This is a genomic window from Chryseobacillus diguaensis, from assembly GCF_049220665.1.
Classification (GTDB): Bacteria; Bacillota; Bacilli; order Bacillales; family Bacillaceae; genus Metabacillus_B.
The window spans coordinates 1-17,251 of sequence record NZ_JBMKNV010000016.1; the positions used below are offsets into that span (position 1 = coordinate 1).

Annotated in this window: 19 protein-coding genes and 1 pseudogene; 17 read left to right on the top strand and 3 right to left on the bottom strand. The window is 37.9% G+C overall.

Annotation, left to right across the window (positions count from 1 at the left end):
* Window positions 1-273 precede the first annotated feature (273 nt).
* Window positions 274-1,278 carry an aldo/keto reductase gene (locus ACOT8F_RS18310; RefSeq protein ID WP_421653386.1) on the top strand — a complete coding sequence of 335 codons (1,005 nt, stop codon included), beginning with the start codon at window positions 274-276 and terminating at the stop codon, window positions 1,276-1,278.
* Between the two features lie 90 nt (window positions 1,279-1,368).
* On the top strand, window positions 1,369-1,563 hold the full coding sequence (locus ACOT8F_RS18315; protein WP_421653387.1) for a hypothetical protein: 195 nt from the start codon (window positions 1,369-1,371) through the stop codon (window positions 1,561-1,563).
* Window positions 1,564-1,598: 35 nt separating this feature from the next.
* Here the strand turns inward: ACOT8F_RS18315 and ACOT8F_RS18320 are convergent, their stop codons facing one another.
* Window positions 1,599-1,814 carry a CsbD family protein gene (locus tag ACOT8F_RS18320; RefSeq protein WP_421653388.1) on the bottom strand — a complete coding sequence of 72 codons (216 nt, stop codon included), beginning with the start codon at window positions 1,812-1,814 and terminating at the stop codon, window positions 1,599-1,601.
* 535 nt (window positions 1,815-2,349) lie between these two features.
* On the opposite strand from ACOT8F_RS18320, the gene ACOT8F_RS18325 reads away from it, so the two are divergent.
* From ACOT8F_RS18325 to ACOT8F_RS18355, 7 genes are all read left to right on the top strand, one after another.
* Entirely contained in the window at window positions 2,350-2,718 is a 369-nt protein-coding gene (locus tag ACOT8F_RS18325; RefSeq protein ID WP_421653389.1) for a thiol-disulfide oxidoreductase DCC family protein, read from the top strand.
* A gap of 106 nt (window positions 2,719-2,824) precedes the next feature.
* The gene (locus tag ACOT8F_RS18330; RefSeq protein ID WP_421653390.1) at window positions 2,825-2,947 is read left to right on the top strand and encodes a hypothetical protein; all 123 of its coding nucleotides are present in this window, start codon (window positions 2,825-2,827) and stop codon (window positions 2,945-2,947) included.
* Window positions 2,944-3,405, top strand: coding sequence for a GNAT family N-acetyltransferase (locus ACOT8F_RS18335; RefSeq protein WP_421653391.1), 462 nt, complete (start codon window positions 2,944-2,946; stop codon window positions 3,403-3,405). Before ACOT8F_RS18330 ends, ACOT8F_RS18335 begins: the two co-directional genes overlap by 4 nt.
* Window positions 3,406-3,948: 543 nt before the next feature.
* Window positions 3,949-4,857, top strand: coding sequence for a VanW family protein (locus tag ACOT8F_RS18340; protein ID WP_421653392.1), 909 nt, complete (start codon window positions 3,949-3,951; stop codon window positions 4,855-4,857).
* 454 nt (window positions 4,858-5,311) lie between these two features.
* On the top strand, window positions 5,312-6,058 hold the full coding sequence (locus ACOT8F_RS18345) for an MBL fold metallo-hydrolase (RefSeq protein WP_421653393.1): 747 nt from the start codon (window positions 5,312-5,314) through the stop codon (window positions 6,056-6,058).
* Window positions 6,036-6,620 carry a TetR-like C-terminal domain-containing protein gene (locus tag ACOT8F_RS18350; protein WP_421653394.1) on the top strand — a complete coding sequence of 195 codons (585 nt, stop codon included), beginning with the start codon at window positions 6,036-6,038 and terminating at the stop codon, window positions 6,618-6,620. Before ACOT8F_RS18345 ends, ACOT8F_RS18350 begins: the two co-directional genes overlap by 23 nt.
* Complete coding sequence (locus tag ACOT8F_RS18355; RefSeq protein ID WP_421653395.1) at window positions 6,617-6,976, top strand: YrdB family protein; 360 nt, start codon at window positions 6,617-6,619, stop codon at window positions 6,974-6,976. Before ACOT8F_RS18350 ends, ACOT8F_RS18355 begins: the two co-directional genes overlap by 4 nt.
* A gap of 205 nt (window positions 6,977-7,181) precedes the next feature.
* On the opposite strand, the gene ACOT8F_RS18360 is transcribed toward ACOT8F_RS18355, so the two are convergent.
* Entirely contained in the window at window positions 7,182-7,937 is a 756-nt protein-coding gene (locus ACOT8F_RS18360) for a (S)-benzoin forming benzil reductase (protein WP_421653396.1), read from the bottom strand.
* Between the two features lie 188 nt (window positions 7,938-8,125).
* On the opposite strand from ACOT8F_RS18360, the gene ACOT8F_RS18365 reads away from it, so the two are divergent.
* Window positions 8,126-8,902: an SDR family oxidoreductase gene (locus tag ACOT8F_RS18365; RefSeq protein ID WP_421653397.1), complete on the top strand. Its 777-nt coding sequence runs from the start codon at window positions 8,126-8,128 to the stop codon at window positions 8,900-8,902.
* 224 nt (window positions 8,903-9,126) lie between these two features.
* Here the strand turns inward: ACOT8F_RS18365 and ACOT8F_RS18370 are convergent, their stop codons facing one another.
* The gene (locus ACOT8F_RS18370) at window positions 9,127-9,750 is read right to left on the bottom strand and encodes a flavodoxin family protein (protein ID WP_421653398.1); all 624 of its coding nucleotides are present in this window, start codon (window positions 9,748-9,750) and stop codon (window positions 9,127-9,129) included.
* 154 nt (window positions 9,751-9,904) lie between these two features.
* Between ACOT8F_RS18370 and ACOT8F_RS18375 the strand changes: the two are divergent.
* The 7 genes and pseudogenes from ACOT8F_RS18375 (at window position 9,905) to ACOT8F_RS18405 (ending at window position 17,091) form a co-directional block, all read left to right on the top strand.
* Window positions 9,905-11,033, top strand: a pseudogene (locus ACOT8F_RS18375) (zinc-dependent alcohol dehydrogenase).
* A 153-nt stretch (window positions 11,034-11,186) separates the two neighbouring features.
* Window positions 11,187-13,340, top strand: a complete 2,154-nt coding sequence (locus ACOT8F_RS18380; protein WP_421653399.1) for a type IA DNA topoisomerase — start codon at window positions 11,187-11,189, stop codon at window positions 13,338-13,340.
* 351 nt (window positions 13,341-13,691) lie between these two features.
* Window positions 13,692-14,129 (top strand): hypothetical protein, encoded by a 438-nt coding sequence (locus ACOT8F_RS18385; protein WP_421653400.1) that lies wholly within the window; start codon window positions 13,692-13,694, stop codon window positions 14,127-14,129.
* A gap of 416 nt (window positions 14,130-14,545) precedes the next feature.
* Window positions 14,546-14,722: a diguanylate cyclase domain-containing protein gene (locus ACOT8F_RS18390; protein WP_421653455.1), complete on the top strand. Its 177-nt coding sequence runs from the start codon at window positions 14,546-14,548 to the stop codon at window positions 14,720-14,722.
* A 351-nt stretch (window positions 14,723-15,073) separates the two neighbouring features.
* Window positions 15,074-16,342, top strand: coding sequence for a molybdopterin molybdotransferase MoeA (locus ACOT8F_RS18395; RefSeq protein ID WP_421653401.1), 1,269 nt, complete (start codon window positions 15,074-15,076; stop codon window positions 16,340-16,342).
* On the top strand, window positions 16,327-16,851 hold the full coding sequence (mobB, locus tag ACOT8F_RS18400; RefSeq protein ID WP_421653402.1) for a molybdopterin-guanine dinucleotide biosynthesis protein B: 525 nt from the start codon (window positions 16,327-16,329) through the stop codon (window positions 16,849-16,851). Before ACOT8F_RS18395 ends, mobB begins: the two co-directional genes overlap by 16 nt.
* A gap of 6 nt (window positions 16,852-16,857) precedes the next feature.
* Entirely contained in the window at window positions 16,858-17,091 is a 234-nt protein-coding gene (locus ACOT8F_RS18405; protein WP_421653403.1) for a MoaD/ThiS family protein, read from the top strand.
* The last annotated feature ends 160 nt before the right edge of the window (window positions 17,092-17,251 follow it).

Sequence of the window (17,251 nt, forward strand, 5' to 3'; positions counted from 1 at the left end):
CATTTGATCACGATTCATTTGATTATTTTTAGACAGCATTTCAATCACCTCACTAGTTACTTCTTTCATTATACAAAAAAACTGCCAACATCCTCCTCAAAATCGAGGAGTTTGTCGACAGTCTGAAACGAAATCCATTTTGGATTTCGTTTTTGTTTTTTTTATTCAATGTACACTCCTCTGATTAAAAACGTCATCACAAGGGTACTAGTAGTAACAGCATTCCTTATTGCTTCTAATGGAGTGGAGCAGAGGAAAAGGAGGAAGTTAGACATGGAAATGACAACAATAGCAAACACAGACATAAAAGCATCCCGAATAGCTCTTGGCACATGGGCCATTGGAGGAGCAATGTGGGGAGGCACTGATGAAAAAAAATCAGTTGAAACCATTCTGGAAGCTTTGAATATGGGGATTAATACGATTGATACAGCCCCTGCTTACGGATTGGGTAAATCAGAAGAAATTGTAGGAGAAGCCATAAGACAATATGGAAAAAGAGATAAAGTCGTACTGTCGACTAAGGTAGCCCTTGATTGGAACAGAGATGGAGAATTATTCAGAAATGCTACAGGAACAAGAATTGAGAAGGAAATTGATGATTCCTTAAAACGATTAAATACTGACTATATCGATGTATATCATGTACATTGGCCTGATCCGAAAACCGCTATCCAAGAAACAGCTCATTCAATGAAGCATTTGCTGGACAAAGGCAAAATAAGAAGCATTTCAGTCAGTAATTTTTCTATCGAACAAATGGACGAGTTTAGAAAATATGCCCCACTTCATGGCTTGCAGCCTCCGTACAACTTGTTTGAAAGAGAGATTGAAAAAGATATTCTCCCATATACGATGAAGAACGAAATAACAACCTTCTTATATGGAAGTCTATGCAGAGGGCTTTTATCAGGTAAAATGTCAAAATCCCGTGAATTTGTAGGAGATGACTTAAGAAACAACGATCCGAAGTTTCAGGGTGATCGATTCACTAAATACCTGGAAGCCGTTGATCAATTAGATAAATATGCGAAAAAGCATTATGATAAGCAAGTTATTCATCTGGCAGTCCGCTGGATTCTTGATCAGCCAGGTGCAGATATTGCACTGTGGGGTGCAAGGAAGCCAAGCCAGTTAGATGCTGTAAAAGAGATTATGGACTGGAAGCTTGATGATACAGCTAAAAAAGATATCGATGAAATTCTTAATCTTACGATTAAAGATCCGGTAGGACCAGAATTTATGGCTCCTCCTACACGTGATAAAGTGAAAAAGTAAACAGATGCAAGAATGAATCAGGAACAGATATCCCAATTTAATCCTCCAGCCTGAAATGATATAATCAGTATGCGATGGTAAGGAGGAAATATGAAACCAATTTTTTTTAGATTAATCGGTATTGTTTTTTTACTGCAGATCCCTTTATGGCTTGGAATAGTGAATGCTGGTTTATTGATCATTATAGGAGCAATAGGGCTGCTGATCATATTTTTAAGCAATTGGTTAAGTGGAAAATCTTTATCAAAGGTAAAGTCCAATTTAGAAGAAAAAGAAGATAAATAAAGCCGGATCCTTCTAGGATCCGGCTTTTATAGTGCCTATCTTTCTCTATGATTCACTTGCTTATCAAATTCCCTGTTAAATTCTTTTGATGCCTTTTCTTTTGCATCGCCTATTTTTTCTTGTACTGTTCCCTTGACTTGATCTATTCTGCCTTCAGCTTGTTTTGATTGATTGTTTGTCATTTTCCCATATTCTTTTTTTGCTTCGCCTTCTGCTTTTTTCATGTTTCCGCTTGCTTGATCTTTATTCATTTTAAAAGCACCTCCATTTGATAACATGTATTTTCCCTGTATCATTTCTTTCAAACACTCTGTTTCGGGTACTCATTGCAATGGACACGAACAGCTTTTACACGAGATGGAAGCCTTCAAAAAAGGCTGTTTTCGCAAAGATTGCTGCTATTCGTAAAGTCTTAGAACACGCATAAAGATTAGCTTCGTGGCATCTTTTCTTAAAATTTGCAAGTGTATAAATGCTCTATAATCACTTAAATGGATGAAAAAACAACAAAGTTTAAGAAAAAAGCCTTAATAAAAATGCTTTATCACACTTGGCTGTTGATTGCAGCAAGCAGGCACTCAAGCTTTAGCGGGCTTACCTTAGAGCCTCCTCGTCGCTTTGCTCCTGTGCGGGGGTCTCCCTAGACACGCTTTTCCCCCAGAAGTCTCGCACCTTCCGCTTCAATCAACAAGGTGTAAAAAATCAACAAGTCAATAAAAAAGTAAGTTTCCGGTTTGATCTCTTTATTGGAGTGGTATTTGTACTATCAAGAGAAAGGGTGATGACATGGCAAAAAACTTAGTCTTTTTTGATGCACAATGCCCATTGTGCTATCATACAAAAAAAATTTTGCAAGTGCTTGATTGGAAAAAAAGAATTTCCTGGATGGCAGTCCAGGAAATTGAAGAAAGCCCTTATGCGTTTCTTCGGTCGAACGACCTTTATGATCAGATTTATATGGTTTCATCCTCAAATTTGATTTTTTCCGGCTTTCATACAATTAGAAAAATATTATTTGAAATACCGCTTACACGCTTATTGAGTATGCCGTTGTTTCTTCCGTTTATAGACAAAATTCTTCAGCCTCTGTATTTGTTCATTTCAAAAAACCGTTATCGCTGGTTTGGAAGATATGAGGTCCCGCAATTTGATTAATCTAGTGTCTCCGCTGACAGAGCGGGGATTTTTTTTTTAATATCTTACTATTTGAAAAATCAGCCAATTTTCCACTATGATTAGAGAATGAAAGGGGAGGGGAAAAATGACATTGTCAATCATCGGCTATGATCCTAACCAAAACTTTGAAGAACGTGAACAGGAAGATGGGAAGATTGATTTAAAAGTATTAAACTATATGAAGAAGCAGAAAGGGACTAAACGATGAGTCAAATAACTGTCATTAAAGCAGGGCTTCGTGAACTTGATATTGTCACGATCCTTTTTGATGAATACAGACAATTTTACAAACAGCCTAAAGACGTTACAGCTTGCCGTAAGTTTTTAAAGGAAAGATTGCAGAATGAAGATTCTGTCATCCTTTTGGCGTTAAGTGAAATAAATGGGGAACAATCTCCAGCAGGCTTCACCCAGCTATATCCGTCTTTTACTTCTATAGGGCTTAACCGTACCTGGATCTTAAATGATTTATTTGTAAATGAATCTTCAAGAAGAATGGGAGTCGCTTCAAGTCTCCTGCATGCTGCCAAAGAATATGCAGTATCTTTAGGAGCTGTCAGGATTTCTCTGGAAACACAAAAAATAAATAGCAATGCCCAAAAGCTTTATGAAAAACATTCCTATATGAAGGATCAAGACCATTTTTATTATTCCCTATACCTTTAAATACTTCCTTAAAAAGCTGAGCTTCTGATTCAGCTTTTTTTTATTTTCCATTACCCATCACAAATGAAAAAACTGTTAAAGTTTGAAATAAATAGTTAAATAATGAAACAATTGGAACGAGAAGACAGTCTAAACAATTAGCTCATTATCATCTGGGCTGAGGCGCACAGAAACTTTGCTCATCACCCTATTTTTAGTTCAACAAACCCCACCGATTAGGCAAGAACTTTAAGAAAAGATGCCCCAAAGCCAGACTAAATGCGTGATAAAAGCTTATACGAAAAGCAACAAACTCTGCGAAAACAGCCTTCCCAATAAAGTTTGTTTGATGATTATTTTCAAAAATAAGTCAAATGACACGCGCTTCATTATAAAAACATGGTAAAATCTATTTGTGTATTCCAATATTTAAGGTAAGTTGAAAAAATTGGATATTACTTAAACCAAATCAACTATTTCCTTTCATACCACATATATAAATGATTATGAATCTTTGATCATCCTTCACAGAGTACACAAATTCATTCTTTAGGAGAGAGAAAGTTGCCCAGAATTGTTCTGTTTTTAGTACTTGTTTTTATGATGGCCGGATGCAGTATGAACGGGGGAAGCAGCGGGAAAGAGAAAGCATCAAAAGATATTGTTGATACAGCGCATAGTCTCGTAATGAAAAATTATGAAATGAACGTTAAGCTTGTGGATCAGCGAAATGGAAACGTTCTGGCTACTTATAATCCATTAGATAAAAAGGAAGTAAGTACCAGCGTGCTTGCTGGCCAATTAGCTTCTAAGATAGATCAGCCAATGGTTCCTGCAAGAATTGATGAAAAAGGCAACCTGGTTGGAGGAAAAAGCCGAATTATTTTGGACGAAAAAGAAACTGTTCAATTGCTGAAAAATATACGTCCTTTTAATAATGAAATTCAGCTCCCAATTAAAGAAACGAAACCAACGATTGCAAGCAGTGAAATTGGAGCGATGAATCAAGTGATAGGAAGCTACAAAACTACTTTTAATGCCAGCATTAAAGGAAGAACGGAAAACATTGATATTTCAGCTAAAGCCCTTAATAATGTTGTACTTGGCCCTGGAGACCGTTTTTACTTTAATCTTGTAGTAGGTGACAGAACGCAAGCAAGAGGGTACCAAAAGGCACTTGAAATCGTAAATAAACAATTTAAAGAAGGTATCGGCGGGGGTGTTTGCCAAACATCAAGCACCCTTTACAATGCTGTAGAACAAGCTGGACTCGAAATGGAGGAATTGCATCATCATTCCAAACATGTAGGCTATGTTCCGGAGGGCAAAGATGCAACCGTTGCATACGGGGTTTTAGATTTTAAATTCATGAATAATAAAAGCTACCCGGTTAAATTAAAAGCCACAGTTGATAAAAAAGCTGGATGGATCGAGGTCCAGGTACTGGCTGCTCCAAATACAATAAAAAGCTAACAAAAAACCAATCTGCGAGATGAGCGGATTGGTTTTTTGTTAGCTTAATAGAAATTCAAAAGAGTTCTTATTTATAGTGGGGAGTTGGGGGAAGCAGAAAGGAAAACAGACAGATGATGGATCCTGAGAGCCTTATGCAATAGATATATTCATGCAAAGATTACCTATAAATTATGTTCGATACGAAAATCATACACTAGGATAGTTGATGCCTAATGGCAACTTGATTATGAACCCAAAACCAAATAAGACCGAGCTATTATTAGTTCAAATAGCTGCAAAGGCAGGATGAAGCCTAATAGCCAGCTAATTTCAAAAAAAGTAATTAAATCCGTACATTTAAAAAAATGTCGAACGAAATAATTAACTAATAATAAAAAAGCCCTTCTCAAAACTAAGGCTATTAGTATATATTAAAACTAAGACCATTAGTTTTTACGGAGGTAGAATAGTCATGAAAATAACAAAAGAATCATTTGTTTATCAAATCACATTTTTGCCGCGGCTGTTTCCTGTTAATTGCTATTTTATTGAAGAGAAGGATGATTTAACACTGATTGATGCGGCACTGCCATTCAGTGCGAAAGGGATTATGAAAGCTGCTGAGAAGATCGGTAAACCCATCAATAGGATTTTGCTGACACATGCTCATGAGGATCATCTTGGTTCTCTAGATGAACTAGCGGCTGCTTTGCCTAATATTCCTGTTTACATCTCTAAAAGAGACGCGAGATTAATGAGAGGGGATAAAACTACAGATCCAAACGAACCTGGATTTCCTGTTAAAGGGGGAGCTCCAAAAAATTTAAAAACTCAAGCTGATCATTTTATTAGTGATGGCCAAATGATTGGTTCGCTTCAGGCCATCGCTGCACCTGGTCACACACCTGGACATATGGCTTTTTATGATACACGCGCAAATATATTGATAGCTGGAGATGCTATGCAGACAAGAGGAGGTCTTGCCGTTTCAGGAAAGGTCCAGCCTTTTTTTCCATTTCCTGCTTGGGGAACCTGGAATTTAGAAGAATCCATTAAAAGCGCTCAAAAACTCTTGAACCTCAATCCATCTGCTTTGGCGTGCGGGCACGGATCTATTTTATGTGATCCTTCAAAAGAAATGGAAGCAGCAATAGCAGCCGCAAAGCGTTATTTATCGAAGAAAAAGGAGCCTGAGCATGTCACCAAGAGCAGGACTTAACGAGACCATAATAATAGCCGCAGCTGAGGGGATCGCTGATAAAAATGGGTATGAAGCTGTGACACTCGCTTCGGTTGCTGACGCGCTCAACATTCGTCCGCCTTCTCTTTACAACCATATTGAAGGGTTAGGTGAGCTAAAGAAAAGACTCGCGATAAACGGGTTGGAAAGCTTGTTTCAAGAAATGAGTGAAGCAAGCGAACATCTCAAAGAATACGAGGCAATCCTTGCTGCAAGTAAGGCCTACTTACTTTTTGCCCTTTATCACCCTGGACTTTACGAATCTATATTGAAAGCACCTAATCCGAATGACCCTGAAGTTTTGGCTGCTGCAGAAAAGGTTTTAACTTTAGTGGTTCAGCTCATGAGCGGGTTTCATTTAAAAGGTGATAATGTTTTTCATTCGGTCAGAGGGCTTCGCAGCATTTTGCACGGCTTTGCGTCTCTTGAACAGGGCAAAGGTTTTAATATGGAACTTGATTTATCCATAAGTCTTGAATTTGCGGTTTCCAGCTATCTATACGGCTTAAAAGCCAAGATGGAAGAAGGGGAACGATCTTGAAATTGAATGCTTGGAGAATGTCTCAATTAACCTTGCGATTTTTTCTTGAATTGGCAGTGCTGGCTGCGTTTTTCAGGTGGGGAATTTTTGAAGGTCAGGGCATTGCTATGAAAATCATTCTTGCTGCAGGTTCTGCTTTGATAGCGGCGATACTTTGGGGAAGGTTTGCAGCACCTAAATCAAAACGGCGGCTAAAAGGGTATAATCGGATTGGATTTGAACTGTTTATTTTTACCATTGGAGCATCGTCCCTATTTTTTACGGCGAAACCAGTTTTGGGCGGACTCCTTCTCTTATTATTTATTATGAATAAAGCCTTTCTGGTTACATGGGAAAAAGAGTTTGAGGAGGACTAAGGCTCTTTTCTTATACATTGTTGCTTTCTCAGCTATTTTAGATGATTGCGGACCAATATACGGCTGCGAATTTTAAGAAAAGATGCCACGAAGTTAGTCTTTATACGTGTTCTATAATATTATGAATAGCAACAAACTTTACGAAAACAGCCATTCCTAAAAAACAATAGGGCTGACTCCGAAATTGTGAGTCAGCCTTTAGATGTTATAGATGGCGAACGTCCATAATCGGATCCTCGAGTCCAAAATCAGAGCTGTGAAGGACACGAATTAATTTATCAGCCGTTTCAGCAGCACTCGCCAGATCGCCATTTTTCTTGTAATCAATAAATTTATCCAAAAGCTGAAAATCTTCCTTGCTTGAAGATCGAATTTCCTGCTGCATGCCTGTATCAATTATTCCCGGTGCAATGGATATGAGCTTTACCCCGTATTGTTGATCTTTTGTTTCCTCCGCTGCAACTCTTGTGAAATGATCCAGTCCTGCTTTTCCACTGCAATAACTGCTCCAGCCAAAGTACGGTTTTCTGCCGGCTCCAGAGGAAATATTCATGATTCTTTTTTCAATGCTTGCAGAAGAAGTATGTCGAATAAAGCAGGAGGATAAAATCATTGGGGCGATTAGATTAATTTGGGCACTCATTGAGATATCCTTTGCAGCCGTTTTCCCAACAGGTCCAACAGGCTGAACCATTCCAGCGTTGTTAACCAAGAAAATGGAATCCGTATGCTTTAGATTAATTAAAGAGAAAATATTCTCCATTAAACCTTCAATTTCATCTGTATGCATAAGATCAAATTCCACATAATCAAATTTTGCATTTTTCTCCCTAGCTTTATTTTCAAGTTTTTCATTAGCTTTTCTTGAAATGCAAATTAAATGATTATTTTCTTCAAGCAATGCTTCCGCAATGGATTCTCCTAGCCCTCTGCTCGTACCGGTAATAATATAGACATTCATTGAAACACCCTCCTTATTTTATTCAGACAAAGTATGTAATCTTGGTACAGTATACAGGATAATGGCATGATTTTACCTGTTCAATGCTTAAATAGATAAGAATAAAAGCGAAAAAACTCTCTAATTAAGCCGTAATTTTATCAAAAAGGGGGAATAGGGAAAATAAGCCAAATTCTTCGGAGGATTTCATGAACTTAATTGGAAAATCAGCCATTGTGACAGGAGCTACCCGTTTACAGGGGATAGGAGCAGCTGTTTGCAGAGAGCTTGCTGCGGAGGGTGCAGATATTTTTTTTACTTACTGGCCGGATTATGATAAAAAAATGCCATGGAAGATGAGGGAAAATGAACCTCAAGTGCTTGAAGATGAGCTGCGTCTGCTTGGTGTAAGAGTTTATTCAATGGAAATAGACTTAAGTGAATCAAACTCCTGGACTAAAATAATAGATGAAGCTGTCAATCAGCTTGGTAGAGCCGATATCTTAATTAATAATGCCTCTTACTCTTCTCACACTGATTACTTAACCATGACGGAGGAGGAACTGGACAGGCATTATATGGTAAACGTAAAGGCGGCCGCCATGCTAAGTCTGGCATTTGCCAGGAAATTTGATAATGACAGAAAAGGGGGGAGAATCATTAATTTGACTTCAGGACAATCCCTTGGTCCAATGCCGGGTGAAATTGCCTACGCTGCTACGAAAGGGGCTCTTGAAGCCCTTACATTAACGCTGTCTTCAGAACTTGCTTCAAAAGGCATTACTGTCAATGCTATAAATCCTGGACCCACGGATACTGGATGGATGACAGAAAATCTTAAGGAAAAGCTTTTGCCTAAATTTCCTTTTAATCGTCTGGGTACACCCGAGGATGCTGCAAAGCTTATTTCCTTTCTCGTAAGCTCCAGTGGAGATTGGATTACAGGACAAGTCCTGCATTCAGAAGGAGGCTTTAAAAGATCATGATGATGATAAAAAAATAAAAAAGCACTTTCGCCAAGTGCTTTTTTTAGTGCATTTGATTTTCATTATGGCTGTTTCCGCAAAGATTGTTGTTATACGTACGGTTTTAGAAAACGCATGAAGATAAGCTTCGTGGCATCTTTCTTAACATTTGCAGGTGGATACTTCTTCGGTATTTATTTATATCGTGAAAAAGCAGTAAAGTTTAAGCAAAGATCCTTAATTCTTCAGCTCATGACATTCCCTTCAGCAGGAATCGGCTGCTTTTTCAAACTATTTGCCACATGAATTAAATTATAAGCCATTTCGGTTGCAATGTTTTGCGTAAATTCATTTGACCATCCTTCAGCCTCAATGAAGCTTGGTCCAGGGCCTGCATCTCCGACCCAATAGGTTAATGAGCCTGGCGGAATGGTAAAGCCAGCCTGATTCAGATCAAACTGGATATCTCTGCCAGCATGTTTACCGCCGTCCTCGTTTCCGGTAACAATGACACCGGCCACTTTATTATAGCCAAAGGCTTGCCCTTTATCATTGGTTTCTTCACTGGAGCCATACATTCTTTCACATACAATATGAGCAAGTGTTCCTCGAACGCCCATCCAGATTGGAGTCCCTATAATAAAAATATCTGAAGATTTTATCTTTTCAAGTAAATGCGGCCATTCATCTTGATCATTAACCTTGTCAACAATGCCAAGTGGAATATGATAATCGGCAACTCTTACATTCTCAAAATCCAGTTCGGGCTCTTTCTCTTGCATGATTTCTTTAACCTTCATGTACAATGCGTCCGTATTCGATGTTTCCTCACCTGGCTTTAAGGAACAATTGAAAAATAATACCTTCATCTTTACTCCTCCTCAATATAACCGGATTTTATCTATGTCATTGTAATTCACTACCACTTTCCTAATAGAGTGAAACTCTTATATTTAAGATGTTTATTTAATGAGAAAGAGGAAAAAGAATAAATATCCAAAAAAAGAGAGGCGTGAAGAATCAATGAGAGCTTTAACCTATCAAGGCAAAGAAAAAGTGGAAGTTATTAATGTGGAAGATCCTAAAATTCAAAAGGGAGATGACATGGTTGTCCGCATTACGGCTACAGGAATTTGCGGCTCTGATCTACATCTCTATAAAAAAGCGATTCCGCTTGAGGAAGACTATGTCATTGGACATGAACCAATGGGGATTGTTGAAGAGATAGGCCCTGAAGTAAAAAACGTAAAAAAAGGAGATCGTGTTGTCATTCCATTTAACATCGGCTGCGGAAAATGTTTTTTCTGCGAAAATCAAATGGAAAGCCAATGACTCCAATCCTCATACAGACAGCGGAGGGTTATTCGGATTCTCAAAGCAATTCGGAAACTATCCGGGCGGCCAAGCGGAATTCTTAAGAGTTCCTTATGCAGACTTTACTTCTTTTGTCGTTCCTGAAAGCAGTGAGCTCGAGGATGAAAGTGTTCTTTTCCTATCTGACGTAGTGCCAACAGCATGGTGGAGTGTTGAAAACAGCGGAGTGAAGAACGGGGACACTGTATTGATTCTTGGATCTGGTCCTATTGGCTTGATGGCTCAAAAGTTCGCCTGGATGAAAGGTGCGAAGAGGGTCATCGCAGTTGACAATGTAGCTCATAGATTAGAACATGCTATAAAGACGAACAATGTTGAAACGTATAACTTTGATGATTACGATGAAATTGGCAAGATGCTGAATGAAAGCACAGAAGGCGGGGCAGATGTTGTCATCGACTGTGTTGGAATGGACGGCATTTTTCCTGCAAAAGAAAAACTAAAAAATGCTTTTGGCAGCCAAAAGGGGAGCATTAGCCCAATTATCACTGCATCTGAAGCTGTTCGTAAATTCGGAACAGTGCAGCTTACTGGCGTTTACGGTGCACCCGCTGACGGATTCCCGCTTGGAGACTTCTTCTCACGAAACGTTTCTTTAAAAATGGGACAAGCGCCAGTCATTCATTTAATGCCAATGCTTTATGATATGATTGAAAAAGGAGAATTTGATCCTACAGATATTATTACACATAAAATGAGTTTAGAAGATGCCCCGAAAGCTTATGATATATTTGATAAAAAATCAGACGGCAACATTAAAGTTGTCCTTAAGCCATAATGAAATATGAGGAAAATGGGAGCTTGCCTTACGATATGGCAAGCTTTTTATATATTTTTTTTACCCATCTTAAACTTATTTTTCCCTCTTATTCACCGATCAAATTGTATGATAAGATATTTTCACGAAGCTTGAAAATAAGGTGATGAAAATTTGAAACTAATAATCGCAGAAAAACCGTCGGTAGCTAAAAATATTGCCGATGCTTTAAAAATCAAAAATAAACAGGATGGTTATCTTGAGGGGAATGGATACATCATTACGTGGGCATTTGGCCATTTGCTTCAATTATATGATGCAAAAGACTATGACACAAAAATGTCTAAATGGAAGATGGAGAATTTCCCATTTATACCCGAGTATTTTCACTATAAAGTAAAAAGTGATCCGAAAAATAGAGAAAAAGCGGATATGGGAGCAAAAAAACAGCTGAAAACAATTTTATCCCTTATGAAAAGAAGTGATGTGGATTCTATCATTTCAGCCTGTGATTATGATCGGGAAGGACAGGTTATCGGCGACAGTATCATTTATTATCAGAAATCTAAGAAAGCCGTATACAGACTCCTGTTAAATGAATGGACACCAGAAGAGGTATTGAGGGGATTAAAAGATCTTAAATCTAACGAAGAAATGAGTTCCCTTCAGCATGCAGGGTTCAGCAGACAATGGGCAGACTGGGTGATCGGAATTAACTTAACTTCTGCCGCTACATTAAAATTTCAGCAAGGAGCCGGAAAAGCGCTGAACATAGGCAGAGTCCTCATGCCTACTTTAAAAATCATTTATGACAGAGATAAAGAGATTCAAAATTTTAAGCCGGAAACCTATTACAAGCTGAATGGCCGCTTTAAAACGAAAACGGAACAATTATACGAAGGGACACTTTCCGTAAAAGGGGAAGAAAAATTTAAAGAGAAACATATTCTTGAAGCCATTTCTGAACAATTATCCGGTCAAGAGGCTTTCATAAAAGAAAAGAAAGTTGAGCGAAAAAAAGAATTTCCTCCCTATCTTTTTAATTTGTCAAATTTACAAGGATATATCACAAACAAATACAAAGGCTGGACTTCTGACAAGGTTTTAAAAACAGCCCAGTCGCTATATGAAAAAAAGTTTATCACGTATCCAAGGACTTCGAGCAACGCCCTAGAGGAGAGCCTAGTTGAGAAGACAGCTAAAGTATTAGCTGCTGTCAAAGAAGAGTATCCTTTTAAAGATGAAATTAAGTTCATGAAATCGAAACGAATTTTTAATAATGCAAAAGTAGAAAGCCATAGTGCAATTATTCCAACTTATCTAAAACCAAAATCTTTGACCCGGGATGAAGAGATCGTCTATACCGCCATTAGAAACCGGTTTGTTATGCAATTTATGCCGGTTGCGGAGCATGAAGAAACGAGATTGATAACAGAAGTTCCTTTAGGGGAACAGAAGCATCAGTTTATCTCCAAAGGAAGAGTTCAGCTTATTGAAGGATGGAAAAAGGCAGAGAAAATTAAATCGAAGGACAATTTGCTCCCTATGGTCCAATTGAATGAAAATGTACAGCCTGTAAATTATGAAATAAAAGATCATATAACAAAGCCGCCAAAGCCCCATACTGAAATGACATTGCTAAAGGTAATGGAAACGTGCGGAAAGGCTTATAAAGATGAAGATAATGAAGAGCTTATGGGAAGCATTCTGTCTGGATTTAGTATCGGAACACCAGCTACAAGAGCAGAAACCATCAGAAAATTAAAAGAAGTCGGATATATTAAGGCTGAAAACAAAAATCTTGTCTGCACGGAACTTGGGGTGAAGTTAGTCGAAACCCTCCCAGTTAAAGAATTATTTGATCTTGAATTCACAGGAAAACTTGAAAAAACGCTTTCTGACATTGAAAAGAAAAAAGTAAAGCGCGAAGAATTTTTACATCTTGTCTTCCGTTTTACAGCTGAATCTGTCGAAAGGATTAAAAGTTTCGAAAAGGTTATTATAAGTGAAGTCCAATCAGCGCAAAAAAAGATGGAAAGCTTGGGAAAATGCCCTTTATGCGGGAAAGCCATTATAGAGGGGAAAAAAGGATATGGCTGCAGCGGATGGAAAAGCGGATGCAAATATGTTATCTGGAAAAATGATAAGTTTCTCGCTTCCATGCAGAAAAAAGTAACGAAAACGATGGTAAAAAATCTGTTGAAAAATCATTCTGTCACAGTTAAAGGACTTAAAAGCAAAAAAGGAAATACGTTTGATGCAAAACTGAGATATGAAAAAAATACAGATAATGAGTATTTCAGCTGGAAAATGGACTTTCTTAAGTAGAAGTTATTAATAAAATTATTATGTAAACTAACCGAAGATAAAGCACAATAATTACTCCTACGATTTATACCATAATCGAATAGGGGAGCAATTAATATTTTAGACAAAATAATTAAATGGAGGGTTTTTTTGATCACTCTATTATTTAAAATAAGAATCAGCGAAGCTGGTTCAAGAAATGAAAATTTATAGAAAAAGTCTTCTTTATTGAGAAGGCTTTTTCTATCTCCTTGATCTATCCTGATAATAAGAGCGATAATTCCCTTGACATAAATTACGTCACAAGGCTTTAATTGACATAAATTATGTCTAATGAGTATGATCGACATAAACTACGTCAGGAGGGAGTTAATGAGTAAAAAAATGTCTCCATCTACTGCATTAGAATACATCCTAAACAAAAAAGAAATGACCTTTTCTTTTGTTGGGAAGCAACTTTCGATTACTCCTCAGCAATTTTCTGATTGGATAAAAAAACGAAGGCCAATACCAGAGAAAAGATTGTCTGCACTTAGTGAATACCTGCATTTCCCTAAACATTTTTTAGCAGATTCTTATCATTTTGCGAGGGAACTGGATTCTTTATTAAAGATAGAAATAAAGATACTGCTCGTTAAAGAGGATGAACGTGATGACAAAGAAAGGGAAGAAAAGATCGCATTATTAGAAAAAGAAATGGATGCAGTGAAATTGATGCAGCGCCTTGAAGCCCTCCTTCGAAGAAATGACCCTAAAATAAATGGACTCATAGACGCTTTATTCAGTGAGCTGGAAAGCTGGATTGAATAGGTTATATAAGTTGGTCTTAATATCAATGAAATAAAGGACATAAAATTTACTATTAATAGCTGGTCTCAATACCAAAAGAACTTTTAATAAATGGAAAATTTATAACTGTTTGAATTTCGAATCATGTAAAATAAAAGGTGGCTGGTTAGTAAGATTTATTAACCAATCCAAAAATAAAATACTTTTAAATCATCTGCTCAATCAGCTAAAAGAAAACACTCCTCATCTCTACGGAATCTAGTAGCTTCTTTAACGAAGAAGGAAACAGAATTGGAAAAAATGAAAGAGCTTGCATATCATGATCCGCTACCGGCTTGCCAACGGGATTGGTATGTATCTAAAAATAGATAAGGGTCTTATAGAAACAAAATAACAAATAAATCTATTTTTTTCTTTATATGGATTGATTTAAGGAAATAAATGATACATATGGTCACCATACAGGTGATTTGCTTCTTATTGGTGTCTCAGCCAGAATGATGGATATTGCAGGAGATAAAGGGACTTGTATCCGTCTTGGCGGGGATGAATTTATTATTCTTTTTAGTGATACAGAACCTCTTAAGATGGCAAAGAAACTGGAAAACAATTGACTGATGCTATCCATCAGCCTTTCCTTATTGAAGGAAATGTCATTCAAATTAGCTGCAGCATTGGAGGGATATATGGCCTCGTGATGGCCTAAATCCAGAAGAAGTTTTAAAATCTGCGGATACGTCTCTTTATAGGGCAAATAGCACTAGGAAGAACAAAGTCGTCTTTTCAAAAGAGTAATGTGTATTTTGCATTTATTTTAAGAATAGCCGCGGCTCTAATTGCTCTATTTTTACATAAAAAAATATTTTGGCAGATCAGGTTATTTAAAGAAGGTTAAAGGGTAAAAAAGAAGTTAACGAGTGATTCGGGAATATAACAACGTTATGTTAATAAGGAGCTGAGCCGTTATGCTGGAAAGAAGACGCCCCATTCCAGTGGAGGAAGCAGTAGAAAGAGTCATAGGCTATAAAAAACAGGGAGAAACGGAAAAAGTACTGATTCTAGAAGCATACGGCAGAACGCTTGGAGAGGATGTAGCTGCAACACATCATGTCCCTCCATTCGACCGCTCTCCATATGATGGTTTTGCTATCAGAGCACAGGATTCGAGTAATGCAAGCAGTGAGGAACCAGTGCATTTTAAAGTGATTGAAGAAATTGGAGCGGGATCTGTTGCAAAAAATATTCCTGGACCTTATGAAGCCATTCGGATTATGACAGGCGCACAGCTGCCAGAAGGATGTGATGCTGTAGTCATGCTTGAGCTTGCTAAGGAATACAATAAAGAAAATCAGTCATACATAAGTATTAAACGTTCATATCAGCCTGGTGACAACGTTTCTTTTACAGGAGAAGATACTAAAAAAGGAACGGTGCTGTTAAAAAAAGGGGAATCGATCAATCCTGGGGCTATAGCTCTTCTTGCAACGTTTGGCTACGAATGCATAAGTGTGGCGAAAAAGCCGTCTGTCGCCATTTTTGCAACTGGGACCGAACTTCTTGATGTAGGAGAAGAATTGAAGCCGGGGAAGATTCGGAACAGTAATGCCTACATGCTTTATGCCCAAATTATCCGAGCTGGAGGGAAGCCGTTCATGCTTGGAAAGCTCCCTGATCATCTGGAAACATGCTATGAGGCGATCAAAAATGCTTCTGAGAACTTTGATATGATTATCACAACAGGCGGCGTTTCGGTTGGCGATTATGACTACATGCCTGACGTTTATAAAAAGCTCGGAGCTGAAGTTTTGTTTAATAAAGTAGCCATGAGGCCAGGCAGTGTCACAACAGCAGCAGTGAAAGGCGATATCCTCTTGTATGGCTTGTCCGGAAACCCATCTGCTTGTTTCGTCGGTTTTGAATTATTTGTTAAGCCAGTCATTAAATCGAGACTTTTTTCAGAAAAGCCTCACCTATTAAAATTACAGGCAACGCTGACAGAGGATTTTCCTAAACCTAATCCCTTTACCCGCTTTATAAGAAGTGCATTGAGCATTGAAGGGGACAGAGTAAAGGTGACTCCGAGCGGTTTTGATAAATCAAGTGCTGTGAGTTCTCTGGCTGCCTCTGATTCTTTCATTATGCTGCCTGGAGGAACAAGAGGCTTTCAAAAAGGAGATACAGTAGATGTGCTGATTCACGAAGGCTTAGAAGGGGATGTATGGCCTTGGAGCTAGATTTGCCAGTTGTTCAGATTGTCGGTTATCAAAATAGCGGTAAGACGAGCTTGGCCTGCAAGCTGCTTGCGGAGGGGAAAAGAAACAACTGGAAAATGTCTTCCATAAAACATCATGGCCATGGAGGAACACCTTCTTTGAACGGAATGAAGGACAGTGAGATGCACTTACAGGCTGGTGCTATTGCAGCAGGTGTAGAAGGTGAAGGGGTTTTTCAGCTTGCTCTTAACTCACCAGGTATAAAGCTTGATAAAATCATAATGCTTTACAAAGCACTGGAAATGGATGTTATTCTTGTAGAAGGATACAAAAAAGAAGATTATCCAAAAATTGTTTTGCTCAGAAGCAATGAAGACTTCCAATTGATCCAGGAGCTTAATAACATTATTGCTGTCATTACTTCTTTTGAATATACCTCACAAAATGACAGCTTTCCTTATTTTCATAGAGATGATGATCATCTTATAGTACGCTGGTTCAGCGATTATATTAAACAAAGGCGGGGCTAAATATAAATGATTACCGTTTTATGTTTTGCAGGCATTAAAGATTTAATAGGACAAGGCGAATTTAAGCTTGATATAAAAGAAATAAGTGTAGATGAGCTTCTTAAAGAAATAAGCAGAGAACATCAATTACAGCTTCCAGATTCACTGATGGTTGCAGTAAATGAGGAATACGCTGATCCTTCAGAGATTGTCTATGCTGGGTCAACAGTTGCCCTCATACCTCCGGTCAGCGGAGGTTAATTTGTATGGTTCTTAAACGTTGTTGTTTTTCATCTATATAAATGTACCGAACAAGGAACTTTTATCTTTTTAAGAAAAGATGCCACGAAGCTAATCCTTAAGCGTGTGTTTAGCAGAACGAATAGCACCAGACTTTTAAGAAAACGGCAATTTTAATAAT